The sequence below is a fragment of the Bradyrhizobium sp. CCBAU 51753 genome (assembly GCF_015291565.1).
GTDB classification, from domain to species: domain Bacteria; phylum Pseudomonadota; class Alphaproteobacteria; order Rhizobiales; family Xanthobacteraceae; genus Bradyrhizobium; species Bradyrhizobium ivorense.
This window is the reverse complement of sequence record NZ_CP030037.1, coordinates 2946606-2970444: the sequence shown is the minus strand read 5'-3', so window position 1 is coordinate 2970444 and position 23839 is coordinate 2946606. Positions and strand designations below refer to the sequence as shown.

The window sequence follows — 23839 nt, the reverse complement described above, 5'->3', positions numbered from 1 at the left end:
CCAAAAACCGGCGCGTTGGTTCGCTCCTGTTTTGGTGACGCCTGCCCTCTACTGGCAACAGCCATGCGAGTGCCGCATGTTCCAACATTACAGCGGATCGAAAATCCTACAAGTCCCACATTGATGGATCTTCCTCGGATCCGCAGGGGAGACCCTCGCGATAGCGGACTGGCCATCGAGCCCCGAAGCAAATCTCATGGACGACCAATCCGGAAAAGTCTTGCCTGCAAGGCGGACGCTGATCGGCTCGGAAGGGGTAGTCCCAATGGCTGGCAGGCCTACTGTTCGGCCGGCGGAGTGCCAGACTGAATTCTCCGTCGTTCGATCTGCCCTTCCCCAGTCTGTGGCGCGCTGTCACCAATTGAAGATCGCCGTCTCGGCGTCTGCATTCCGCCGAGGTTTGCCGCCTCATCGACTGAGTCACCGACCTTGGGGTAGCCGGACAAGACTGGATGCTGCTGAAGGTCTGTATCGGGGTGCTTGGGAGCAGGCGGATCGCGTGCAGGACGTCATTCGGCGGGCAACTGCTGGGCCGCTAACGCACAGAATCGGCGATCGCTTCCGGTATCGGTGCAACGCAGCAATTCATCCAATGCATCTCGGGGTGCAATGGAACCATGGTCGCGCCGGCACGATTTCGGAATATTGGAAGATTAACCCTGACTTGCCCGACGTGTCAAGTCGCTACGGACAGCCGCCTTCTCGAACGCCGGCCGCCGCCGCCGGCTACTTTGCATGGGGTTGTTTTTCGGCATTTGTTCAGCGCCCCCTGCGGGAGGGTATCGCAACTCAGCTGATCTCGAACGCGTGCTCGGCGAGGTGCTTCAGATTGGCGTGCCAGTGCTCGGCGATCGCAAGCCGAGTCGGCACCCAGACATGCTCGTGCTTGCCGATGTAGTCGAGAAACCGCATCAAGGCGGCGGCGCGGCCGGGACGGCCGACGACGCGGCAATGCAGCCCGACCGACATCATCCTGGGCTGCGTCGCGCCCTCGGCGTAGAGCACGTCAAAACTGTCCTTCAGATAGGTGTAGAACTCGTCGCCGCCGCCAAAGCCCTGCGGGTTGATGAAGCGCATGTCGTTGGCATCGAGCGTGTAGGGGATCACGAGATGCGGCTCGGTCCCCGGGGCCTTGATCCAGTACGGCAGGTCGTCGGCATAGGAGTCGCAGAGATAGCGCAGGCCGCCCGCTTCCATCAAAAGCCGCAGCGTGTTGATCGAGGAGCGGCCGGTGTACCAGCCGAGCGGCCGCGCGCCGGTCGCCTCGGTGTGCACGGCAATAGCGCGCGCGATCTCGTCGCGCTCCTCGACCTCGGTCATGTCCTTGTGCTCGACCCAGCGCAGGCTGTGGCTGGCGATGTCCCAGCCTGCCTCCAGCATCGCCGCGACGGCGTCCGGATTGCGCTTCAGCGCCATCGCGACGCCGAACACAGTCGCCGGCAGCCTGCGCTCGCTAAAGATCCGCCACAGCCGCCAGAAGCCGGCGCGTGAGCCATATTCGAACATCGATTCGATATTGGCGTGGCGCTTGCCGATCCAGGGCTTTGCGCCGAGCACGTCGGACAGAAAGGCTTCCGAGGCGGCATCGCCGTGCAGGATGTTGTTCTCGCCGCCCTCCTCGAAATTGACCACGAACTGCACCGCGACCCGCGCCGCATCCGGCCATTTCGGATCGGGCGGGTTGCGGCCGTAGCCGCGGAGATCGCGCGGGTAGCGGGGCTCGGTCACATCAAACTTCCTCGAAGCGGATCTTTTGCGCGCCCTTCCACAGCACCGTTTTGCCGAACGTGGTGAGGTTCTCCAGGCCCGAGGTCAGCGTGATAAAGTGGTTGCCGGCGAGCTGGCCCATCTTGCTGGCGAAATGCACGCCGCCATAGGCGAGCAGGATCTCGGTCTCGCTGATGCCGCCGGGATAGAGGATGATCTGGCCGGGCGCCGGATAGCTGGTGTGGTTCTCGTAGGGGACGCCGAAATCGAGATCGCCGAGCGGCATCCAGACGCCCTCGCCGCTCCAGCGCACATGGATCGCCTGGCTTTCGAACGGCATCGCCTTGCGGAACGCAGCGACCGTCTTCGGCGCCAGCTGCTCCTCGAAACGGGCGTCAAAGGTGAAGTCGCCGGCGTGGACAATCAGTTTGCTCATCGATCTCTCGTGGGTGCGCTTTTGAGGAAATGACGCCCCAGCATTGCCGCCGGGTGGCGCCGGACGCAAGGCCGATTCCGGCAATTTGGGCCGCTTTTCGTCACCCTGGGTCTTCGCAACGCAGATGTGAGCGCCGTCGCGTTGCGCCCCGCCGTCCCGTTTGCGAACCTGACACCGAGCGCCAAATCAGGAGATCGCGATGACGACAGGCAGCCTGCACGGACATGTGGCCCTCGTGACCGGAGGCTCGCGCGGCATCGGCGCCGCCATCGTCAAGATGCTGGCCGAGGCCGGCGCCGCGGTCGCGATCAACTATCGCGAGCGCGCTACCGAGGCGGAGACGCTGGCCAAGGGCATCGTTGCGGCCGGTGGCCGGGCCGTCGCGATCGCCGCCGATGTCTCCGAGGCCGCCGCCGTCACGGAGCTGGTCGAGCGCGCCAGGAACGAGCTCGGTCCGCTCGACATTCTGGTCAACAATGCCGGCATCGCCATCGTGCGCGGCGTCGACGATCTCACCGAGGAGGATTTCGACCGCACCATCACGGTCAACCTCAAATCGGCGTTCCTGTGCACGCAGGCCGTGCTGCCGATGATGCGTACAAGGAAATGGGGCCGCATCGTCAATATCTCCTCCGGCGCCGCGCGGGGCGGCGGCGCGATCGGGCCGCATTACAACGCGTCGAAGGCCGGCATGGAGGGAATGACCCGCGGCTACGCGGCGCGCCTGGTCAAGGAAGGCATCACCGTGAATGCGGTGGCGCCCTCGCTGATCGAGACCGACATGATGAAGGGACAAAGCAGCCTGGTCGGCCGGATTCCGATGGGCCGCTTCGGCACCGCCGAGGAGGTCGCGCAAGCCGTGATGCTGCTGGTCAACAATCCCTACATGACCGGGCAGACCATTGCGATGAGCGGCGGCATGGCGTTCAACTAGAGCATGATCCGGAAAGTGCGTTGCGGTTTTCCGAAAAGATCATGCTCAACAATGAGCCGGCGGCTTGACCACACGGTCGGTTTGCCTTAACGGCTTGCCGCATGAAGCGCTCGATCCTCATCGCCAATTTCTGGTGGCTCGCCGACTGACCGGCGGGCCGAAACGCGTTCATGCATTTTCGGGGCCGCCGCATGGGGCGGCCTTTTTCATGTCAGCAACCCGCATGCGGTGCCCCCGTTCAACCGAAACGGAGACACCTATGGCAAAACCAATCATTCTCACCGGCGACCGCCCCACCGGGCCGCTGCATCTCGGCCACTATGCCGGCTCGCTCAGAAGCCGGCTTGCGTTCCAGGACACCCATCAGCAATTTCTGCTGCTGGCCGACATGCAGGCGCTCACCGACAACGCCCATGACACCGGCAAGGTCCGCAACAACGTCGTCGAGGTCGCGCTGGATTACCTTGCCGTCGGCATCGATCCCGAACGCAGCTCGATCTGCCTGCAATCGCAGCTTCCCGCGCTTGCAGAATTGTCGATGCTCTATCTCAACCTCGTCACCGTGGCGCGGCTGGAACGCAATCCCACCATCAAGGACGAGATCCGCGCGCGCGGCTTTGGACGCGACATTCCGGCGGGTTTTCTGTGTTATCCGGTGGCGCAGGCGGCTGACATCACCGCGTTTCGCGCCACCGTGGTGCCGGTCGGCGAGGACCAGGCGCCGCTGATCGAGCAGACCAACGAGATTGTCAGGCGCGTCAATGCGCTGGCCGGCCACGCGCTGCTGCCGGAAGCACAGGCGATCATTCCGCGCGCGGGACGGCTGCCCGGCGTCGACGGGCGCGCCAAGATGAGCAAATCCGCCGGCAATGCGATTGCGCTCTCGGCTTCACCAGATGACATCACCGCCGCCGTGCGCGCGATGTTCACCGATCCCGACCACCTGCGGGTCGCCGATCCCGGCAAGGTCGAGGGCAATGTCGTCTTCACCTATCTCGACGCGTTCGACGACGATCACGATGCCGTCGCCGAATTGAAGGCGCGCTATCGGCGCGGCGGCCTCGGGGATTCCACCGTGAAGCGGCGGCTGGAGGATATCCTGCAGGCGCTGATCGCGCCGATCCGCGCGCGCCGCGCCGAACTCGCGCGCAATCGCGATCATGTCGTCGACGTCATCAGGCGCGGAACCCTCAGGGCGCGGGAGATCACGGAGCGCACCAAGCGCGACGTCATGCAGGGGCTCGGCCTGTTCCAGCTCTGACGCACTTGTCATCAAACCATGGGGGAACTGTGCTTGCCTCGGCGCCGTTATCTCTCGGGCGAAAACTGAATCTGGAGTTCGTCGTGATCGAACCGAAAGCGCTTCTCGAGCGCGCCGCGCAACTGGCCGATCAGGCCAAGAGCGAAGAGGACGCCGCCATCCGCGAACGGCTGCTGCGCATGGCCGACCATTACCGCGATCTCGCCGCGCATGAGGCCTGGGCCAGCGAGAACCCGCCGTCGGTCTCGGCGCTCACGAGCGCACTCGGCAGCCGGGCGCAGTAGCCTGATCTTCTTTCAGCTGACGCGGATGCGGTAGCTCAGCGAGCGGCGCGCGCCCGGCGCGATATGCATCAACCCGGGCTTGTCGGCAAACTCGCCGTCGAACGCCGCGGGGCTCGCAAAACCGTGCCACGGCTCGATGCACAGGAAAGGGGCGCCGCCCGGCTTCGACCAGATGCCGAGCTCGCGAAAGCCGCTCCAGGACATCTCAATCGCAGGGCCTTGCATAGCCGCAAAGCGGACCGACGGGCTCGCGACCTGATCGAGGATCACCGCATCGTCATCGAACAGCCGCTCCGACAACACGAGCGTCCTGCCTTCGACCGGACTTGGTTCGGCCTGCGGCCGCATCAGCCCGTCCTGCAGCCTCCGGACCGGCGCAGGTTCTTCGTTTGCGAAGGTCAGCGTGTAGGCTTCCTTCGGCAATCCCGCACGCAGCGGCCAGTTGAAGGCGGGGTGACCGCCGAGCGAGGCGGGCAGCATCTCGTCACCGGTGTTGATGACATCGAAAGCGACCTCGAGCGCGGCGCCGGCAACGGCGTAGGTGACCTCGAGTTTGAAAGCGAAAGGATAGCGCGCCCTGGTCTCCGCATCGTCGGTCAGCACCAGCTTGCAGGCGCGCGCTCCCTGCTCCAGCCAGGCGAAGCGTCGGTCGCGTGCGAAGCCGTGCTGCGTCATCCGATAAATCTTGCCGTGGTGACGCAGCGTGTCGCCCTTCAGCTTGCCGACGATCGGGAACAGCACGGGCGCGTGACGCGGCCATTGCGCGCCCGCCTGCCAGAGCAGTTCGACGTCTTCGGCGTTCCTGAGTGACGATAGTTCGGCGCCTTGCGCCAAAATGGTCGCGGCGATCCCCTCGCCGCGCAGCGTGTGACTGTCGCTCATTGCCTCACCTCGCCGGAACGCACTCTGCCGGGAAGCAGATGTTGGATCTTCGCGGCGGCGTCAACCCCGGCCGATCCGCAACTCCTGCGAGCGAGCACCGGTATCGACCGCAAAACCTTCTCCAATAGGCGATTTCTGTTGCGACATTTTGATCGCGCACCCCATCAATGCGGCGTCCAGGGGTAGAAACCCCTTGATCGAGATCGATCAAACGGGAATTCTTTCCGCCCGGGACGCCGCGTGTTGCGTTGCGGCACCGACCGGGATCAGGGAGAGTGATGACGTTAACGGCAAGTCCGGCCAAGGAGCGCGCTGTCCGCCCGAAACGGCCACGCCAACTCAGCCAGGCGATGCGTTGCGAAACCGCGTTTCGTCTGATCCTGTCAGAATGCCTCGAGGAAGTGGCGATCAACCACGCGGCAGTCCTTGCCGGCGATCCCAACGCGCTGCACCACACCCGTATCGCGCTGACGCGGCTGAAGGCGGCGATCGCGTTCTACGGACCGATGGTGGCGGACGGCGAATGGACGCGGCTGAAGGCCGAGCTGAAATGGCTGAGCGTCTTTCTCGGCGCAACGCGCGACCTCGACGTCGCGATCGAGAACAGCAAGGGCTCGCCGGAAGAGCGGATGTTCAGGACGGCGCGGACCGAGGCGTTCGAAGCCCTCAAGGACACGCTGCAGAGCGAGCGCTACCAGCAATGGTTCGACGGCATGTGGGACTGGGTCGGCAGCGGGCCATGGACCACGACCCAGGATCGCCGCGCCGCGCAGCGGCGGGCCGTGCCGGTCGCGGTGTTTCATGCCCGCCGGCTGGCACGGTGGCATCAAAAGCTCTGTCAGAAGAGCCGCGGGCTGCAGGGCATGGGCAGAAACAAGCGCCACCGCGTGCGGCTCGCCAGCAAGCGGCTGCGCTATGCCATCGAGTTTTCCGAGGGCGGTTTGCCTGCCGACGAATACGCCTCGTGGCGCATCGTCCTGAAGCATCTGCGCAAGGGGCAGCAGCTCCTCGGCGAGCTGAACGATGACGAGGTGCGCCGCGAACTGGTCGAGAGCGCCGACGCGCGCGAATTGCGGAAGCGCAAGCGCAAGGCGAAGCGCCGCAAGGAGCACGAGCGGAAGCGCAGGAGCCACCTGCTGCGCCGCGCCGCGTCGGTCTATCGGAAGGTCGCCGGATGATTGCCGCGCCGCGGCGTCCAGCGCGCGAATATGATGTATAAAACATCATATATCCCACTTGCAGCATCATTAGTTGGCGTGCATAAATGAAAATCGAATTCACGCCAGCCTCAATCGACGACCGGATCGATGATCACTGCGGCGCAGCTCCGGGCTGCCAGAGCCTTGCTTGGTATCGACCAGCGGCAACTCGCCGAACTGTCGGACCTCTCGGTACCGACCATCCAGCGCATGGAGGCGAGCGAAGGCACCATTCGCGGCAACGTTGACTCGCTCGTCAAACTGATCGACGCGCTCGGCGCGGCCGGCGTCGAGGTCATCAACGAGGGAGCGCTCAGCAGCGGCGGAGGCCGCGGCGTGCGGCTCAAGGCCGGATCGAGCTCGCCGAAGGTGCGGACGTGACGTCGGCGGTCGCCCAGCAGTTATGGTGTGTAGCCACGCTGCTGGGAACGACCGTTCTGGCGATTGCAACAAGCCGGTCGCGCAGATCGACGGCGATTGTCTATGGCGCAACGCTGGCGATTTCGCTGATCGCGCTGTCGCGGTGCCTGCCCGTGCTTGTGGCGGGCGGCAATGCGACAGAACTGGTGCTGCCGGTCGGCCTGCCCTGGCTCGGGGCGCATTTTCGCCTCGACGCGCTCGCCGCTTTCTTTCTTGCGGTGGTCAATCTCGGCGGCGCGGCAGCCAGCCTTTACGGCCTCGGCTACGGCCGCCACGAAACCGCGCCGCATCGCGTGCTTCCCTTCTTTCCGGCATTCCTCGCCGGGATGAACCTCGTCGTGCTTGCGGACGATGCGTTCAGCTTTCTGCTGTGCTGGGAATTCATGTCGCTGGCATCGTGGGCGCTGGTCATGGCGCACCACCGCGAAGCGGACAATGCGCGGGCGGGATATGTCTATCTCGTGATGGCAAGCTTCGGGACGCTGGCCTTGCTGCTGGCCTTTGGCCTGCTGTCGGGGGCCGGAGGCGGCTATGGGTTTGCCGCCATGCGCGCCGCCCAGCATTCGCCGTCCGAAGCTGGGCTGGTGCTCGCGCTGATGCTGCTCGGCGCCGGATCGAAGGCCGGGCTGGCGCCGTTGCATGTCTGGCTGCCGCTCGCCCACCCCGCGGCGCCGAGCCACGTCTCGGCGCTGATGAGCGGTGTGATGACGAAGGTCGCGATCTACGGATTTATCCGCGTCGTGTTCGATCTGCTTGGACCGCCCAACTGGTCGTCGGCCGTCGTCGTGCTCGTCCTCGGCAGCGCCACCGCGGTGCTGGGAATCCTCAGCGCGCTGATGGAGAAGGACCTCAAGCGTCTCCTCGCCTACTCCACCATCGAGAACATCGGGGTGATCTTCGCCAGCCTCGGCCTCGCGCTTGCCTTTCAGGCGAACGGCCTCGGCCTCGCCGCTGCCCTCGCCTTCACGGCGGCGCTCTTCCATATCCTCAACCACTCGTTCTTCAAGAGCCTGCTGTTCTTTGGCGCCGGCGCCGTGCTGTCGTCGACCGGCCAACGCAACATCGAGACGCTCGGCGGCCTGATCCACCGCATGCCGCTCACGAGCTTTGCCTTTCTCGTCGGCTGCGTCGCAATCTCGGCGCTTCCCCCGTTCAACGGGTTTGCGTCCGAATGGCTGGTCTTTCAGGCCATCCTGCAGAGCCCCGACCTGCCGCAATGGGGCCTCAAGGTCATGGTGCCGGCGGTCGGCGCGTCATTGGCGCTGGCCGCGGCGCTGGCGGCGGCGTGTTTCGTCAAGGCCTTCGGCATCACTTTCCTCGGCCGCGCGCGGAGCCCGGTCGCGGAGGCCGCCGGCGAGGTCGATCGTTGCTCTCTCGCCGCGATGTTCGCCCTGGCGGTGCTGTGTTTCCTGGCCGGAATTCTGCCGGGACTCGTGATCGACATCCTCTCACCGGTCGCCCAGGCCCTGCTCGGTCATCGCATGCCGGTCCAGGCAAGCGACCCCTGGCTTTCGATCGTTCCGATCGAAGAGAGCCGCAGCTCCTACAACGGGCTGCTCGTCTTCGTCTTCATCACGGCAACGGCCTCGCTTGCGGTCTACTTCATCCATCGCTTTGCGTCGCACGCGATCCGGCGGGGGCCGGCCTGGGGTTGCGGCTTCACCGACCCCACGCCGGCGGCGCAGTATTCTGGCGTCAGTTTCGTCCAGCCGATCCGCCGGGTTTTCGGAACGCTGGTGTTTCAGGCCCGCGAGCATGTCGAGATGCCGCCGCCCGGCGACCTCCGGCCGGCCCGCCTCAAGGTCGAGATGCATGATCCGGTGTGGGAGGGGCTGTACGCACCGGTGAGCGGGGCGGTGTGGTTTCTTGCCGATCGACTGAACCAGCTCCAGTTCCTGACCATCCGCCGCTATCTCAGTCTGGTCTTTGCCACGCTCGTCACGTTGCTGCTGGTGCTCGCGATATGGTCGTGATCTCGGACATCCTTGTGCAGTTGGTGCAGATGACGCTGGTGCTGCTGCTCGCGCCGCTGTTCACCGGCTTCGTTCGCAAGATCAAGGCCCGCCTGTTGCGCCGCAAGGGAGCGTCCGTCTTCCAGCCTTACCGGGACCTGCTGCGATTGCTGCGCAAGGAGGTCGTGCTCGCCGAGAACGCGTCGTGGCTGTTCCGCGTTACGCCCTATATCACGTTTGCCGCGATCTGGGTCGCAGCAGCGCTGGTCCCGACCTTTGCGACCGGCCTGCAGTTCAGCTGGAGCGCCGATCTGATCGCGATCGTCGCCCTGCTCGGGAGCGCGCGCTTCTTCCTCGCGCTCGCCGGCATGGATGTCGGCACCAGCTTCGGCGGCATCGGCTCCAGCCGCGAGGTGATGATCGCCGCCCTGGCGGAGCCCGCCATGCTGCTGATGGTGTTCTGCGTCGCGCTTATTGCCGGCTCGACCCAGCTCTCGACCGTCGCCACCTTCATGGCGTCGTCCGAAGTCGGACTGCGCATCTCGCTCGGCATGGCGATGATTGCGCTGATCATGGTGGCGCTCGCGGAAAATGCGCGCATTCCGGTCGACAATCCGGCGACGCATCTGGAGCTGACCATGGTGCACGAGGCGATGATCCTCGAATATTCCGGACGCCATCTGGCGATGATCGAGTTCGGCGCCTTTCTCAAGCTGCTGCTCTACGTCTCCCTGATCATCTGCGTGTTCTTTCCTTGGCAGATCACCATCGTCGGCGCGGGCCCCGCATCCTACCTGGCCGGCGCCGGCGCCTACATTTTCAAGCTCGCGGTCGCCAGCCTGCTACTTGCCGCGTTCGAGACCGCGACGGCGAAGATGCGGGTGTTTCGTGTCCCCGAATTTCTCGGCGCGGCGCTCATGCTCGGCCTGCTCGGGACGCTGCTTCGGTTCGTGTCGCGGAGCTTCTGATGCCTAATCTCGCCTTCGACATCGCCCATCTGCTCGCCGGCAGCCTGGTCCTGGTCAGCTTCATGATGCTGTATCAAGACCGGCTTTACGCGCTGCTCAACGTGTTCGCGCTGCACGCATTGGTGCTGGCCTGCTCGGTCGCCTGGCAGGCATACATCCAGAATGCGCCGCACCTCTATGTGACGGCGGTCATCGCGCTGGTGTTCAAGGCGGTCATCATCCCGGTGGCGCTGCACCGGATCATCAAGCAGCTCGGCATCCATCGCGACATCGAGACCGCGGTCGGCATCGGCCTTACCATGCTGGCGGGAATGGGATTGGTCGCCCTTTCCATGGTGCTGATGCTGCGGGTGACCGGCACTGCCGATCCGCTGGCGCGGGAAGATCTGGCGTTCGCGTTGTCGGTCGTGCTGCTCGGGCTGCTGGTCATGGTGACGCGGCGCAACGCCGTCAGCCAGGTCGTCGGCTTCATGTCGCTGGAGAACGGGCTGGTGCTGGCGGCGACGGGCGCCAAGGGCATGCCGCTGGTCGTGGAGATCAGCGTGGCATTCTCGATCCTGATCGCGTTCATCGTGATCGGCGTGTTCCTGTTCCGCATTCGGGAAAGGTTCGACACCGTCGACGTCGGCGCTCTCGACGAATTCAGGGGGGAGCGACGATGACCGCCGCGTCGGATGCCGCGGCCTGGGTTCTGCTGATACCGATCGGCGCCGCGGCGGTGCTTGCGGCGCTGCCCGGCTACCGGCTGACCGCGGGGCTCAACATCCTCGCGAGCCTCAGCACGTTTCTGGCCGCGCTGTCGCTGTTCGTCCTCGAGCGCCCGCAACCCGGGCACTACCTGCTGGTCGACGACCTCAACATCGTCTTCATCGTGCTCAACACCTTCGTGGGCTTCACCACCAGCGTTTTCAGCGCGAGCTATATTGCCCACGAGATCGAAACCGGGCGACTGACGCCCGGTTACCTGCGCTTCTACCATGCCATGTACCAGATCATGATGTTCGGCATGAACCTCGCGTTCGTGTCGAACAATATCGGCCTGATGTGGGTCGCGGTGGAGATCGCGACCCTCACCACCGTCCTGATGGTCGGCATCTACCGAACCCACGCCGCGCTCGAGGCCGCCTGGAAATATTTCATCCTGGGCAGCGTCGGCATCGCGCTCGCGCTGTTCGGCACCATCCTCGTCTACATGGCGGCACGGCCCGTCGTCGGCGAGGGCCAGGACGCGATGGTCTGGACGCTGCTGATCAACCAGGCGGCGACGTTCGACCCCGCGCTGCTCAACCTCGCCTTCATCTTCCTGCTGCTCGGATACGGCACCAAGGTCGGCCTCGCGCCGCTGCATGCCTGGCTTCCGGACGCGCACGCGGAGGGCCCCACTCCGATCTCCGCCGTGCTCTCCGGCCTGCTGCTGAACGTCGCGCTTTATGCGGTGCTTCGCTTCAAGATCCTGCTCGCCGCCAACCCTTACGCGATATCGCCGGGCCCATTGATGGTGACGATGGGACTGACCTCGCTGCTGTTCGCGGCCTTCATGCTTTACCGGCGCCGCGACATCAAACGGCTGTTTGCCTATTCCTCGATCGAGCACATGGGCATCATCGTGTTTGCGTTCGGAATGGGCGGCCCGCTCGCCAACTTCGCGGGGCTGCTTCACATGGTGATGCATAGCCTGACCAAGTCGGGAATCTTCTACGCGGTGGGCCACATCGCCCAGGTAAAGAGCACGCAGCGGATTGCCGACATCCGGGGCCTGACCGAAACGCATCCCGCGCTCGGCTGGGGCCTCGTGGTCGGTGTTGTTGCGATCGCCGGCCTGCCGCCGCTCGGCATCTTCATGACCGAGTTCCTGATCGTCAGCTCCACGTTCGCACGCCAGCCGCTGCTCGCCATTCCGCTCGTTCTTGGTCTCCTGCTCGCCTTTGGCGCCTTGATGCTGCGCCTCACCGGCCTTGCCTTTGGTGAACCGGAGGGCAACGCCAAACCCGCCGAAGCGTCCTACGTGCCGATGTTCGCGCATTTCGCGCTGGTCCTGACAGCAGGCGTGTACCTTCCGGGACCGCTGGTCGTCTGGTTCCAGCATGTCGCCAGCCTTCTGGGTTAGCGAGGGAGAACGGTATGCGTTCATTGATCGACGTGATCAGAGCGGGCCGTACAGTTGAACGGCACCATCCGTGGCCGCGCGTCACAGTCGATGGCGATAGCTGGCTTGCCGTCGCCGGCCTGCTCGCGGACGGCCGGTTGAGCCTCTGCGGACTGTGGGGCGAGCCGTCGCGCGTGCATATGGCGATCGGCGCGGAGGATGGATCCGACGTCTGCGTGATCAGCCTTGACTGCCCCGATCGGCGCTTTCCCTCGATCGCGGCGCATCACAGGCCGGCGCTTCGGTTGGAGCGCACGATCCACGACCTGTTCGGACTGGAAGCGATCGGCACGCCGGATGCCCGTCCCTGGCTCGATCACGGCCGATGGCAAATGCGCTTTCCGCTGGGCGAACGCCGCGCGGCGGCAGCGCCGGATGCGCCGCCGTATCAATTCCTTTCAGCAGAAGGCGAAGATCTGCACCAGATTGCGGTCGGTCCCGTGCATGCCGGCATCATCGAGCCCGGGCATTTCCGCTTCACCGCGAGCGGAGAAGCGGTGGTCAGGCTGGAGCAACGGCTCGGCTACACCCACAAGGGCGTCGAAGGATTGATGGCGGGAAGCAGCGTTGAACGGGCCGCGCGGCTCGCCGGGCGGGTGTCCGGCGACAGCACGGTCGCCTACGCCCTGGCGTTCTCGCAAGCTGTCGAGGCCGCGCAGCAGATTGCCGTGTCGCCGCGCGCGCTCTGGCTGCGCGCGCTGTTGGCCGAGCTCGAACGTCTGGCCAATCATCTCGGCGACATCGGCGCGATCTGCAACGATGCGTCGTTTGCGCTGATGCACGCGCATTGCGGTATGCTGCGCGAACGCGTGCTGCGCGCCGCCGACATCGCGTTCGGCCACCGCTTGATGCGCGACGTTGTCGTTCCGGGAGGCCTGGCGCACGACATCGCCGACGCAGGACCGGCCGCAATCCGCGCCGCGCTCGGCGAAATTCGCCGGCATTTTCCCGCGCTGATCGATCTCTACGACAACACCGCGTCGCTTCAGGACCGCACCGTCGGCACCGGCAGCCTCAATCCCGCGCTCGCCAGGCAATTCGCGGCCGGCGGCTATATTGGACGCGCGAGCGGCCGCAACCACGACGCTCGACGCAAGCCGGGCTATCGCCCCTACGACGTGCTGCGCTTCGAGGTTCCCGTCCTGGACGACGGCGACGTCAACGCCCGAGTCTGGATTCGGATCCGGGAGGTCGAGCAAAGCCTTTCGCTGGCGGATCAGATCATGGACGGGCTCGAAAGCGGCCCGGTCAGGGTGCCGCTGCAAAACCCCGCAGAGCCGACGGAAGGCATGGCGATCGTCGAAGGTTTCCGCGGAGACATCCTGGCATGGCTGCGCCTCGACGGCGACCGGATCGAACGATGTCACTTGCGTGATCCGTCGTGGTTTCAATGGCCGCTGCTCGAAGCCGCCATCGAAGGCAACATCGTGGCGGACTTCCCGCTCTGCAACAAATCGTTCAACTGCTCCTATTCCGGGCACGACCTCTGAAGAGCCGGACGACATGCGCAAACTCCTGTTTCAGAGCCTGTTCCGCCAACCGCTGACCGAGCAGGCGCCGCGCCCGGACGACGCCGCGCTGGCGGAGCTGGCAGCCATGGTCGGCGACAGCGCAAGACGGCGCCTCGGCCGCAGCCTCTCGATCCGCGAGGTCGATGCGGGATCATGCAACGGATGCGAGCTGGAAATTCACGCCCTGAACAACGCGTATTACGACGTCGAGCGGTTCGGAATCCGGTTCGTCGCCTCGCCGCGTCACGCCGATGTCCTGCTGGTGACCGGCCCGGTCACACACAACATGCGCGAGGCGCTGGAGCGCACGTATCATGCGACCCCTGATCCGAAGTGGGTTGTCGCGGCGGGCGACTGCGCCAGGGACGGCGGATGCTTCGCCGGCAGCTACGCCGTGGTTGGCGGCGTCTCCGCGGTCGTACCGGTTGATCTCCACATTCCAGGCTGTCCTCCGCCCCCAATGGCGATTCTGCGCGGCCTTCTTGCCTTGCTTGAGCAGGTGGACACCGCAAGCGCGGCACGGTGAAAGCAGAGCTGGCGACGATCGCGCAACGCTCGCTCCAGGTTCGTTGCATCGGTCAATGGGCTCTCTGCATCTAGCCGCTGTCGCGCAGCACCAGCTCGAAGCCGAGATCGACGCGGCGCTCGCCGCCGCGCTCCAAGGTCAGCGTCGCCGCGGTGCGGCCGATCGCATCGCCATGCACGCTGATCGTGCTTAGTGTCGGCGAGATCAGCCGGCCCATTTCGAGATCGCCGAGGCCGATCACCGCGACCGGCTGCTCCGACGCCGGCCCGTCGCGCAGCAGGCCGGCGCTGCGCAAGCCCGCCATGAAGCCGATCGCATGCGCGTCATTGGCGGCGAACACCGCGTCGACGTCAGGCAGCCGCGCATGCGCCACCACACTGCCCGAGGCGTTGCGCTCGAGGATCAGCCGGCGCGGCTCGGCAAGACCGCTCGCCAGGATCACGTCCCTGAAGCCGGACCAGCGCCGCGTCGCGCGCGGATCGTCGCCGCCGATGAAGGCGAGGTGCTTGCGGCCCTGCGCGACCAGATGTTTCGCGACCGCTACGCCGGCCTTGTAATTGTCAAAGCCTGCGACCGCGTCGATCGGCGCCGGCGGCAGCTCCCAGGTTTCCACGATCGGGATGCGCGCGTTGCGCAGCAGGCGGCCGCCCTCCTCGGTCGCGGGCGAGCCGACCATGATGATCGCCTCCGGCCGCCGCGACAGCAGCGCCGCCAGCATGCGATCCTCGCGCGCCGCGTCGTAGCGCGACTGCGCCAGGATCACCGAGAAGCCGCGCGGCTCGAGCGTGTCGGACAAGCCCTGCACGGTGTCGGCGAAGATCGAGTTGGCGATGGTCGGCACCAGCACGCCGACCGAATTGGTGCGCGCGCTCGCCAGCGCGCCCGCCACCAGGTTCGGCACATAGCCGAGCTCGCGCATCGCGCGCTCGACCCGCGCGCGGGTCTCCGGCGCGACCAGATCGGGCAGCCGCACCACGCGGCTCACCGTGATCGAGGAGACGCCGGCGCGCTTGGCCACCGCTGACAGCGTGGGCGCGGCGTCGGCCGGGCCGATCTCGGGAGGCAGGTCGGAGCTCATGGGCAGAGGGTGCACGATTCCGGGTTGCCAAGCCATGATGTTAGCGCTAACATGACCTTATGTTAGCGCTAACATAGCGTCAACCGACTGAAGTATAGGGAGAAAGCGGGATGATTTCGGACGAGCAGGTTCAGGCCTACAAGCGCGACGGGGTGATCGTTGTCCCCGAAGTGCTCGATCAGGAGACGCTCGGGCGGGTGCGCACGGTGCTCGCGGAGCTGGTGGCCGGCGCCGCCGCGGTGACCGAGCACACCGACGTCTACGACCTCGAGCCGGGTCACACGCCGGAAAATCCGCGGGTCCGCCGCATCAAGGCGCCGCAGAAGGTGCATCCGATCTTCGACGAGATCGTGCGCAGCCCGGCGGTGATCTCGATCCTGACCAAGCTGATCGGCCCCGGGCTTCGCCTGCACGGCTCCAAGCTCAACATGAAGTCGGCGCAGTACGGCTCGCCGGTCGAGTGGCACCAGGACTGGGCGTTCTATCCGCACACCAATGACGACATCCTCGCGATCGGCGTGCTGCTCGACGATTGCGATATCGAGAACGGCCCGATGCTGGTGACGCCTGCAACGCACACCGGCGATACGATGTGGGACCATCATGGCGACGACGGCCACTTCGCCGGCCTGATCGATCCCGATCTGATCCAGGACGAGATCAAGCGCGCGGTGCCCTGCATGGGCAAGGCCGGCAGCATGTCGTTCCACCACGTCCGCGCGCTGCACGGCTCGGCGACCAACACCTCGAACCGGCCGCGCAACCTCTTGCTCTACGAAGTGGCGGCGAGCGATGCCTGGCCGCTGATGGGCGTGAAGGATTTTGACGAGTTCAACAGCCGCCTGCTCGCGGGCCCGCCGGTGGTGACGCCGCGGCTCACCGATGTGCCGGTGCGGATGCCGCTGCCGCCGGCGAAACGGCAGGGCTCGATCTACGAGACCCAGTCGGCGTCGAAGAAGTCCTACTTCACGCGCGCCGCCTAGAGAACGACGACGATGCCCGCGGCCACGCCGCGGGCATTGCTGCTTCACGAGCATGATCCGGTAAAGTGGGTACCGGTTTTCCGAACGGATCATGCTCAAACAAGACGATCCATAAAAACAGACATAACGGGGAAACGAATGACCAAGATGGCAGATGGCGCCAGCAAGTCGCGGTTGCGTGTGATTCTCGCCGCCAGCGTCGGATCCGCGCTCGAATGGTATGACTTCTTCCTCTACGGCACCGCCGCGGCACTGGTGTTCGGCGAGCTGTTCTTTCCGAAGAGCGATCCGGTGGTCGGCACGCTGCTGTCGTTCCTGACCTTCGGCGTCGGCTTCGTGGTGCGGCCGCTCGGCGGCCTGCTGTTCGGCATCCTCGGCGACCGCTATGGCCGCAAGCCGGTGCTGGTCGCAACGCTGCTGATGATCGGCATCGGCACCACCGCGATTGGTTTCCTGCCGACCTATGCGCAGATCGGCATCTGGGCGCCGATCCTTCTGGTCGCGATGCGCGTCGTGCAGGGTCTCGGTGCCGGCGCCGAGTACGGCGGCGCGGTGATCTATCTGGTCGAGAACGCGCCGCCGAAGCATCGCGGCTTCTGGGGCGGCTTTGCGCCGCTCGGCGTGTCCGTCGGCAATCTGCTCGCCGCCGCCGCGTTCGCGCTGGTGACCATGCTGCCGCGGGAGGATTTGATGAGCTGGGGCTGGCGGCTGCCCTTCCTGGCGAGCTTCCTGTTGATCCTGGTCGGCATCTTCGTCCGCATGCGGGTGAGCGAGACGCCTGTTTATACCGACGCGGTGGTCGCGCGCGGCAAGGTCGAGAGCAATCCGGCGATGGAGGCGTTGCGCCGCCACCCGCGCAACTTCTTCGTCGTGCTCGGGGCGCGGATGGCCGAGAACGGGCTCGGCTATTTCTTTCCCGTGTTCGGCCTAAGCTACATCATCAACACCGTCGGCGTGCCGAAGGCGGACGCACTCAGCGCGCTGATGCTGGCCTTCGCCATCGAGCTGTTCGCGATCCTCGGCTTCGCGGCGCTGTCGGATCGGATCGGACGGCGGCCGGTCTACATGTTCGGCGCGCTGGCCGGCGTGGTGCTGGCCTTCCCGTTCTTCTGGATGGTCGGCACCAAGCAGTGGATCATGATCGCGCTCGCCTTCATCCTGGCCCGTGCGGTGGTGACGGCGGCGATGTTCGGACCGCAGGCGGCGTATTTCGCCGAGCTGTTCCCGCCGCAGCGCCGCTTCGCCGGCTTTGCGTTCGCGCGCGAGCTCGGCTCGCTGCTGTCGGGCGGCCCGGCGCCGTTCGTCGCCACCGCGCTGGTGGCGGCCTACGGCACCTGGTGGCCGGTCGCCTGCTACGCGATGTTCCTGTCGCTCTGCACGGTGGTGGCGATCTGGATCGGGCCGGAGACCTATCAGGAGAACATCGAGGCCGACGAGACCACGGCGAGCGAATTGCCCGCGGCGATGCCGGCGCGGGCCTGATCCGTGGCGCAGCAGCTTCGTGTCCTGCAGTCGCTCTGGGCGATGGAGCGGCGGCTGGCCGATGAAGGCGAGTGGCCGCTGCAAACCCAGCTCGCGATGATCCGCGACGCCGGGTTTGACGGCGCCGGCGTCCGCTTCATCGATCCTGCCTTCGCGCGCGAGGTGACGAACTTCCTTCGCGCGCACGGCATGATCTGGCAGGCGCAGTGCTACCCGAAGACGGTGGACGATCTGAAGCCGGTGCTCGAGCTGGTCAGCCAGCTCGGCGCCGATCACGTCAATCTGCAGCCCGACGTCCGGCCGCGCCGGCTCGCCGACTGCATTCCGCTGCTCGAAGGCTGGCGACGGCTGGCCGAGCAGGCCGGCATCGCCGTGCATGTCGAAACCCATCGCGACCGCATGACGACCGATTTGTTCTTCATGCTCGACCTGCTCGACTGCTTCCCCGATCTGCGACTGACCGCCGATCTCTCGCACTATCTGGTCGGCCGCGAATTCGCCTGGCCGGTCGATGACATCAACCACGCAATGATGCATCGCGTCCTCGACCATAGCTGGGGCATCCACGGCCGCGTCGCGAGCCGCGAGCAGGTGCAGATCTCGCATCGTTTTCCGCAACACCAGGGCTGGGTGTCGCTGTTCATGGGCTGGTGGGAATATGCCATCCGCTCCTGGCGCAAGCGCGCCGGCCCCGACGCGACGCTGACCTTTTTGTGCGAACTCGGCCCGCCGCCCTATGCCATCACCGGGCCTGACGGCAAGGAGCTGTCCGACCGCTGGCAGGACGCGCTGGTCATGAAGGACATGATCCGCGCACTGTGGGACCGCATCGCACGCGAGCCGGTCAGGCGTCAGGCGCCGGGACTTCGGTAAGGGACGCACCGGCGAAAGGGTTCCCCCTCCCCCTTGCGGGGTCCGAGGCGAGCGAAGCTCGCTCTCGAGGTTAGGGAGAGGGGTTCACACGGCGTACTCTCTCGACATGTCCCTTGACGACCCGCGATTGTTGATTGCGATGGCAGCGCATCCCGACGATCATCTCACCCGGGGCTCACCCCTCTCCCCAACCTCGAGAGCGAGCTTCGCTCGCCTCGGACCCCGCAAGGGGGGAGGGAGCCTGACCGGAGTGCTCGCCTTACGCCGTGCATCTGCGCTCAAACGTCTCCCAGGCGTCGTCGCTTCGATGATCGTCGCCTTTGCCGGCGCACAGGCGCTCGCGGCCGAGCTCGTGCTCGATGTCGCGACCATGCCGCGCGTTGCCGCGATCGATCCGCGCTTCCAGTCGTACAATATCGAGATGGTCGAGGTGACCGGCGGGCGTTTCTGGAAGCCCTATGCCGAGGCACGGGCCGGCACCAAGGCCGGCCGGCTCGCTCCGCGTTCGCCGATCGATCTCGGCGACAGCAGGCTGCGCAACCTCGCAGCTGCGCTGGCGCCGGCCTATCTCCGCGTCAGCGGGACCTCGGCCAACAGCACCTTCGTTGCGGATTCCGACACGCCGTCAGCCGCCGCGCCCGGCGGTTTCAATAGCGTCCTGACACGGCAACAATGGCAAAGCGTGGTCGACTTCTCGCGCGCCGTCGACGCGCCGATCGTGACGTCCTTTGCGATCAGCGCCGGCACCCGCGATGCCGGCGGACGCTGGACGGCGACGCAAGCCGAACGCCTGCTCGCGCACACGCTGGCCTTTGGCGGGCACGTCGCTGCAGCCGAGTTCATGAACGAGCCCGACCTCCCGGCGATCGGCGGCGCCCCAAATGGCTACAACGCTGCGGCCTACGCGCGAGATTTCGCCACGTTCCGCAACTTCATAAAGCGCGCCGCGCCTGATGTGACGATTCTCGGGCCGGGCACCGCAAGCACCGGCGCAGATGCCGCCGCGCTGTTTGCCGCGACCGCGCACGGCATCGATGCGGTCTCCTATCACCACTACGGCGCACTCTCGGCCCGATGCGGCAGCGATCGCACGGCGGAGGCCGCGCTGTCGGACGAATGGCTGGCACGAACCGGCAAAGCCCATGCGTTCTATCGAACGCTGCGCGACCGTCTCGCGCCGCGCAAACCGATCTGGCTCACCGAGACCGCCGAGTCGGCGTGCGGCGGCAACCGCTGGGCCGCGACCTTCCTCGATACGTTCCGCTATCTCGACCAGCTCGGGCGGCTCGCAAAAGCCGGCGTTCAGGTGGTGATGCACAACACGCTTGCCGCGAGCGACTACGGCCTGCTCGACGAGCGAACCCATCTGCCGCGGCCGAACTACTGGGCCGCGCTGCTGTGGCGGCGCCTGATGGGAATGACCGTGCTGGATGCCGGCGTCGCGCCGTACCCCGGGCTGCACGTCTATGCCCATTGCGCCCGTGACATACCGGACGGCGTCGCGCTGCTCGTCATCAACAATGATCGAAAGATCGAGCGCAAGCTGACGCTGCCGGCCGGCGCGCTGCGCTATACACTGACAAGCGCGACGCCCGAGGACGGCACCGTTCAGCTCAACGGCAATACGCTTTCGCTGGGAACCGAAGATCAGATTCCACCGCTCGCCGGGGAAGCCACTGCAGCAGGGACGATCACAATAGCACCGGCAACGATCAGCTTCCTGATCGTTGCCAATGCGGGGAATGCCAACTGCCGGTAGCGCTAAGCCGCGTAGCGGCTGACGTCGGACACCTCAGGCGGCCGCGCAATCAGATGACCGAGCATGATCGCGGTCATCAGCCGCTCCATCTCGAGCCGGGCGGTGACGTGCGACATCGTCGGCCGCGCGCCGAGCGCGAGCTGATTGACCTCGTCGATCGCGGTCAATCCGCGCGGGTAGAACTCGCGGAAGATCACCCGCTCGGCCAGCCCATCGACCAGGCGGAAGTTCAGCGTCTTCGACAGTTCGCTCAGGGCCTCGCCGACCAGGCGCTTGTTGCGCGAGCCGAGCGTGGAGAGGCGATTGCGCAGCACCACCCACTCGAACGCCGGCTGTTCGTGGCTGGCGCGCTCGCGCCGCGCCTCCTCCACCATCTTCGAATAGTGGCTGATGCCGGTCACCTTGAAATCATTCGCGTCGACCATGCCGAGCACGTCGAAATCGACAAAGCTGTCGTTGAGCGGCGTGATCAGCGTATTGGCGAGCGAATGCGTGAACGTGGTCAGGTAGGTGTCGTGGCCGGGACAGTCGATGACGACGAAATCATGGGAACGGCCGAGCCGCTCGACGATCTCGGCCAGCGCGCTGCGGCCGAGCGTCTCGACCTCGCTGCTCCTGCCGCTCACCGTCTCGAAGCACATATGCGTCGGGACACCGAGTTCCTGGTCGGTCTCCCGCGCCCAATCCCGCCGATGATCGACGTAATGGGTGAGCGATTTCTGCTTGTTGTCGAGATCAATGGTGGCGACACGCTGACCCGCCTTGATCAGCGCGATGGCGACGTGCATGGCAATGGTCGATTTGCCCGAGCCGCCCTTGTTGTTTCCTACGACAATTATGCGTGCGTTTGTCATGCGAATCCATACCGGACGCTTGAGCCAAAGCGGGACGAAATTGACTAAATGAATGTTTGCTGATTACCGAATCGAATCTCGCTGATTCGACGAATCTCGACAAGAGTCGTCGCAGCAACGTCACGAATAAAATGCGGCGGTTGCGACATCATAGTCACAACCACCTCTTGCACATATCGTGAACGCAGCTAGCGGCCTTAAAATCTAGCGGCCCTGGAATATTGCGGCGCGGCGTTCGACGAACGACTTGATGCCTTCGGCCGCATCTGCGGTGTTGAGCACGCGATTGCGGATCTCGGGAATGATCGCGATCGCGGCCTGCTCGCCGGCCTCGATGAATTTGCGGCCCGCCTCCTTCGTCACCTGGATGCCAAGCGGCGCGTTGCGCGCGATGATCGCGGCCAGCGCCATCGCGCGCTCGATCTGCTGGCCAGCGGGGACGACCTCCTGCACGAGACCGATGCGATGCGCCTCGGCCGCTGAGAACTCGTCGCACAGCAGCAGATGATACATCGCATCGCCCCATCCGGCGCGGCTGATGTAGCGGAAATGCGCGCCGGCCAGCGGCGCGATGCCGCGCTTGGCTTCCATCTGGCAGAAGCGGCTGTCGTCCGCGGCAATCACGATATCGCCGGCCAGCATCATCTCGATGCCGACCGTGAACACGATGCCCTGCACCGCGGTGATGATCGGCTTCCGGCACCGCTTCGAGAGGCCGAACGGATCGACATTGCCCTCCGGCAACGGCTTGCGTGACGCGGTCGGGCCGAAGAACTTTGGCATGTCGAGGCCCGCGGTGAAGCTGCCGCCGGCGGCGCAGAGCACGCCGACCCAGAGGCCGTCGTCATTGTCGAGCAGCGTCAGGGCGTCGGACAGCTGCTCCATCATCTCCGGGCTGAAGGCGTTCTTCTTGGCGGGATTGTCGATGATGATCTTCAGGATGCGGTCATGCCGTTCATGATGGACCCGCCCTTCGCTCGCGCTGCCGGACATCCGTTCCTCCCGTCCTTGTGATTGCCGAATATTCTGGATGATGCTTGTCATCCAGATGGATGATGGTCATAATCCTGACTGAGAGTCAAACGCCGGCGCGAGGTGACGCGAGATGGGCCATTCCCAGGCCGACAAGGCCAGGAGCCGCGAACGCATTCTGAACGAGGCCGCGACGCAGATCCGCGATGCAGGGCTGGATGCGCTCAGCATCGGCCGCCTGATGCAGCGGGTGAAGCTGACCCATGGCGGCTTCTACGGACATTTTGCCTCGCGTTCGGAGCTGATCGCCGCGGCGCTCGAGCAGGCGCTGGCGGCGGGCGAAGCCGCGGCACACGCAGCGCGCGCCCCCGACAAACCGGTCAGCGTCAACGCGATGGCGCGCAGCTATCTCAGCCGCACCCATCGCGACAGCCGCAAGTCCGGCTGCGCGATCTCCGCCCTGATCTCCGATGTCGGTCGCGCCGACGCAGAGTGCCGCGCGGTGATGGAGCCGCACATCGAGGCTTTCATCGCCAAGGTCGCGGAAAGCTTCGGCGACGATGACGACGCCCGCGCCACCATGGCGGTGAGCGCAATGGTCGGTGCGCTCGCGATCTCGCGCGTGCTGACCGATCAGAAGCGCTCCGACGCCGTGCTGCGTACGGTGCGCGACGCCGTCATCGCGATGGAATCGGATGAGTGAATTGCCCGCGACGCGGGCGCATTGACGGAGTGAAGCCATGAACGATCGAGCTGTCCTCGAGCCGACTGCGGTGCAGGGAAGCGTGCTGATTGCCGGCGTCGGCGCCTCGCACGGACTGGGCGCTGCGATCGCGCGCCGCTTTGCCGCCGGCGGCTATCCGGTTGCGATCGCCGGCCGCAACGCCGACAAGCTTGCCGCGACCGCGGCCGAGCTCGCCGCCACCGGTGCGAAGATCGCGCACGTGGTTGGCGATGCCTCCATCGCCGCGGATGTCGCGCGCTTCGTCGCGGCGGCTGAAAAGCTCGCGCCGCTCGCGATGGCCGTGCACAATGCCGGCTCCAATCGCCCGGCGCCGTTCCTCAAGGTCAGCGAGCAGCGCTTCGAGGAGCATTGGCGCGAGCACGCGCTCGGCGGCTTCCAGCTGGCGCAGGCTGCGATCCCGGCGCTGCTCAAGCGCGGCGGCGGCACGCTGGTGTTCACCGGCGCCTCCGGCTCGCTGCGCGGCAAGGCCAACTACTCCCCGTTCGCCTCGGCCAAGGCCGCGCTGCGGGCGCTGGCGCAGAGTGTGGCGCGCGAATTCGGGCCGCAAAACATTCATGTCGGGCACGTCGTCGTTGACGGCGGCATCGAGGGCGATCGCCTGTTGAGCCTGCGTCCGCAATTGAAGGATGACCGCGGACCGGACGGGCTGCTCAACATCGCCGCCATCGCCGACGCCTATTGGGTGCTGCATCACCAGCACCGCAGCGCCTGGACGCTGGAGCTCGACCTGCGGCCGTGGGCGGAGCAGTTCTGAGGGGCGCTGCCCTGCATCGCTCCATCCCGACGGAAACCCAGCGTTTCGCGACACGGCCTTGTTCCGCCGTGAACAGTCTCTAGTTGCTCGGTATCTCCAACCGAAGGCTCCAC

The 23839-nt window shown here is 65.7% G+C and carries 23 protein-coding genes; 17 read left to right on the top strand and 6 right to left on the bottom strand.

Features of this window, described 5'->3' with window-relative positions; translation table 11 throughout:
* Nucleotides 1-789: 789 nt before the first annotated feature.
* Together puuE and XH93_RS13260 are read right to left on the bottom strand one after the other, a co-directional pair.
* Complete coding sequence (gene puuE, locus XH93_RS13265) at nt 790-1728, bottom strand: allantoinase PuuE (RefSeq protein ID WP_194473844.1); 939 nt, start codon at nt 1726-1728, stop codon at nt 790-792.
* Between the two features lies 1 nt (nt 1729).
* Nucleotides 1730-2143: a DUF3830 family protein gene (locus tag XH93_RS13260; protein ID WP_194473843.1), complete on the bottom strand. Its 414-nt coding sequence runs from the start codon at nt 2141-2143 to the stop codon at nt 1730-1732.
* 199 nt (nt 2144-2342) lie between these two features.
* Between XH93_RS13260 and XH93_RS13255 the strand changes: the two genes are divergently transcribed.
* The 3 genes from XH93_RS13255 to XH93_RS13245 all read left to right on the top strand — a co-directional run bounded on the left by XH93_RS13255 (nt 2343) and on the right by XH93_RS13245 (nt 4622).
* Nucleotides 2343-3077 carry an SDR family NAD(P)-dependent oxidoreductase gene (locus XH93_RS13255; RefSeq protein WP_194473842.1) on the top strand — a complete coding sequence of 245 codons (735 nt, stop codon included), beginning with the start codon at nt 2343-2345 and terminating at the stop codon, nt 3075-3077.
* A gap of 259 nt (nt 3078-3336) precedes the next feature.
* The gene (gene trpS / locus XH93_RS13250) at nt 3337-4338 is read left to right on the top strand and encodes a tryptophan--tRNA ligase (RefSeq protein ID WP_194473841.1); all 1002 of its coding nucleotides are present in this window, start codon (nt 3337-3339) and stop codon (nt 4336-4338) included.
* A gap of 83 nt (nt 4339-4421) precedes the next feature.
* Nucleotides 4422-4622 carry a hypothetical protein gene (locus tag XH93_RS13245; protein ID WP_194473840.1) on the top strand — a complete coding sequence of 67 codons (201 nt, stop codon included), beginning with the start codon at nt 4422-4424 and terminating at the stop codon, nt 4620-4622.
* A gap of 12 nt (nt 4623-4634) precedes the next feature.
* On the opposite strand, the gene XH93_RS13240 is transcribed toward XH93_RS13245, so the two are convergent.
* Entirely contained in the window at nt 4635-5504 is an 870-nt protein-coding gene (locus tag XH93_RS13240) for an aldose 1-epimerase family protein (RefSeq protein ID WP_194473839.1), read from the bottom strand.
* A gap of 278 nt (nt 5505-5782) precedes the next feature.
* Between XH93_RS13240 and XH93_RS13235 the strand changes: the two genes are divergently transcribed.
* The 8 genes from XH93_RS13235 to XH93_RS13200 all read left to right on the top strand — a co-directional run bounded on the left by XH93_RS13235 (nt 5783) and on the right by XH93_RS13200 (nt 14226).
* The gene (locus tag XH93_RS13235; RefSeq protein WP_246799609.1) at nt 5783-6682 is read left to right on the top strand and encodes a CHAD domain-containing protein; all 900 of its coding nucleotides are present in this window, start codon (nt 5783-5785) and stop codon (nt 6680-6682) included.
* Nucleotides 6683-6811: 129 nt separating this feature from the next.
* Nucleotides 6812-7084, top strand: a complete 273-nt coding sequence (locus tag XH93_RS13230; RefSeq protein ID WP_194473838.1) for a helix-turn-helix transcriptional regulator — start codon at nt 6812-6814, stop codon at nt 7082-7084.
* Complete coding sequence (hyfB, locus tag XH93_RS13225; protein ID WP_194473837.1) at nt 7081-9096, top strand: hydrogenase 4 subunit B; 2016 nt, start codon at nt 7081-7083, stop codon at nt 9094-9096. Before XH93_RS13230 ends, hyfB begins: the two co-directional genes overlap by 4 nt.
* Entirely contained in the window at nt 9087-10043 is a 957-nt protein-coding gene (locus tag XH93_RS13220) for a respiratory chain complex I subunit 1 family protein (protein WP_194473836.1), read from the top strand. Before hyfB ends, XH93_RS13220 begins: the two co-directional genes overlap by 10 nt.
* The gene (locus tag XH93_RS13215) at nt 10043-10705 is read left to right on the top strand and encodes a hydrogenase-4 component E (protein WP_194473835.1); all 663 of its coding nucleotides are present in this window, start codon (nt 10043-10045) and stop codon (nt 10703-10705) included. Before XH93_RS13220 ends, XH93_RS13215 begins: the two co-directional genes overlap by 1 nt.
* Nucleotides 10702-12150, top strand: a complete 1449-nt coding sequence (locus XH93_RS13210; protein WP_194473834.1) for a hydrogenase 4 subunit F — start codon at nt 10702-10704, stop codon at nt 12148-12150. Before XH93_RS13215 ends, XH93_RS13210 begins: the two co-directional genes overlap by 4 nt.
* Nucleotides 12151-12164: 14 nt before the next feature.
* Nucleotides 12165-13679, top strand: coding sequence for an NADH-quinone oxidoreductase subunit C (locus XH93_RS13205; protein WP_194473833.1), 1515 nt, complete (start codon nt 12165-12167; stop codon nt 13677-13679).
* Between the two features lie 13 nt (nt 13680-13692).
* Nucleotides 13693-14226, top strand: a complete 534-nt coding sequence (locus XH93_RS13200) for an NADH-quinone oxidoreductase subunit B family protein (RefSeq protein WP_194473832.1) — start codon at nt 13693-13695, stop codon at nt 14224-14226.
* Nucleotides 14227-14296: 70 nt separating this feature from the next.
* Here XH93_RS13200 and XH93_RS13195 read toward each other — a convergent pair whose 3' ends face one another.
* Nucleotides 14297-15304 carry a LacI family DNA-binding transcriptional regulator gene (locus XH93_RS13195; protein ID WP_194473831.1) on the bottom strand — a complete coding sequence of 336 codons (1008 nt, stop codon included), beginning with the start codon at nt 15302-15304 and terminating at the stop codon, nt 14297-14299.
* Nucleotides 15305-15414: 110 nt separating this feature from the next.
* On the opposite strand from XH93_RS13195, the gene XH93_RS13190 reads away from it, so the two are divergent.
* The 4 genes from XH93_RS13190 (at nt 15415) to XH93_RS13175 (ending at nt 20401) form a co-directional block, all read left to right on the top strand.
* Nucleotides 15415-16287, top strand: a complete 873-nt coding sequence (locus tag XH93_RS13190) for a phytanoyl-CoA dioxygenase family protein (RefSeq protein ID WP_194473830.1) — start codon at nt 15415-15417, stop codon at nt 16285-16287.
* A 138-nt stretch (nt 16288-16425) separates the two neighbouring features.
* Complete coding sequence (locus tag XH93_RS13185; protein WP_139486197.1) at nt 16426-17769, top strand: MFS transporter; 1344 nt, start codon at nt 16426-16428, stop codon at nt 17767-17769.
* Nucleotides 17770-17772: 3 nt separating this feature from the next.
* Complete coding sequence (locus XH93_RS13180) at nt 17773-18642, top strand: sugar phosphate isomerase/epimerase (RefSeq protein WP_194473829.1); 870 nt, start codon at nt 17773-17775, stop codon at nt 18640-18642.
* Nucleotides 18643-18949: 307 nt separating this feature from the next.
* Entirely contained in the window at nt 18950-20401 is a 1452-nt protein-coding gene (locus XH93_RS13175; RefSeq protein WP_194473828.1) for a hypothetical protein, read from the top strand.
* Nucleotides 20402-20403: 2 nt separating this feature from the next.
* Here the strand turns inward: XH93_RS13175 and XH93_RS13170 are convergent, their stop codons facing one another.
* On the bottom strand, nt 20404-21255 hold the full coding sequence (locus XH93_RS13170) for a division plane positioning ATPase MipZ (protein ID WP_194473827.1): 852 nt from the start codon (nt 21253-21255) through the stop codon (nt 20404-20406).
* Nucleotides 21256-21459: 204 nt separating this feature from the next.
* Nucleotides 21460-22248 carry a crotonase/enoyl-CoA hydratase family protein gene (locus XH93_RS13165; protein ID WP_194473826.1) on the bottom strand — a complete coding sequence of 263 codons (789 nt, stop codon included), beginning with the start codon at nt 22246-22248 and terminating at the stop codon, nt 21460-21462.
* Between the two features lie 112 nt (nt 22249-22360).
* On the opposite strand from XH93_RS13165, the gene XH93_RS13160 reads away from it, so the two are divergent.
* On the top strand, nt 22361-22930 hold the full coding sequence (locus XH93_RS13160) for a TetR/AcrR family transcriptional regulator (protein ID WP_194473825.1): 570 nt from the start codon (nt 22361-22363) through the stop codon (nt 22928-22930).
* A 37-nt stretch (nt 22931-22967) separates the two neighbouring features.
* A complete protein-coding gene (locus XH93_RS13155; protein ID WP_194473824.1) occupies nt 22968-23726 on the top strand; it encodes an SDR family NAD(P)-dependent oxidoreductase in 759 nt (252 codons plus the stop codon).
* Nucleotides 23727-23839: the final 113 nt, after the last annotated feature.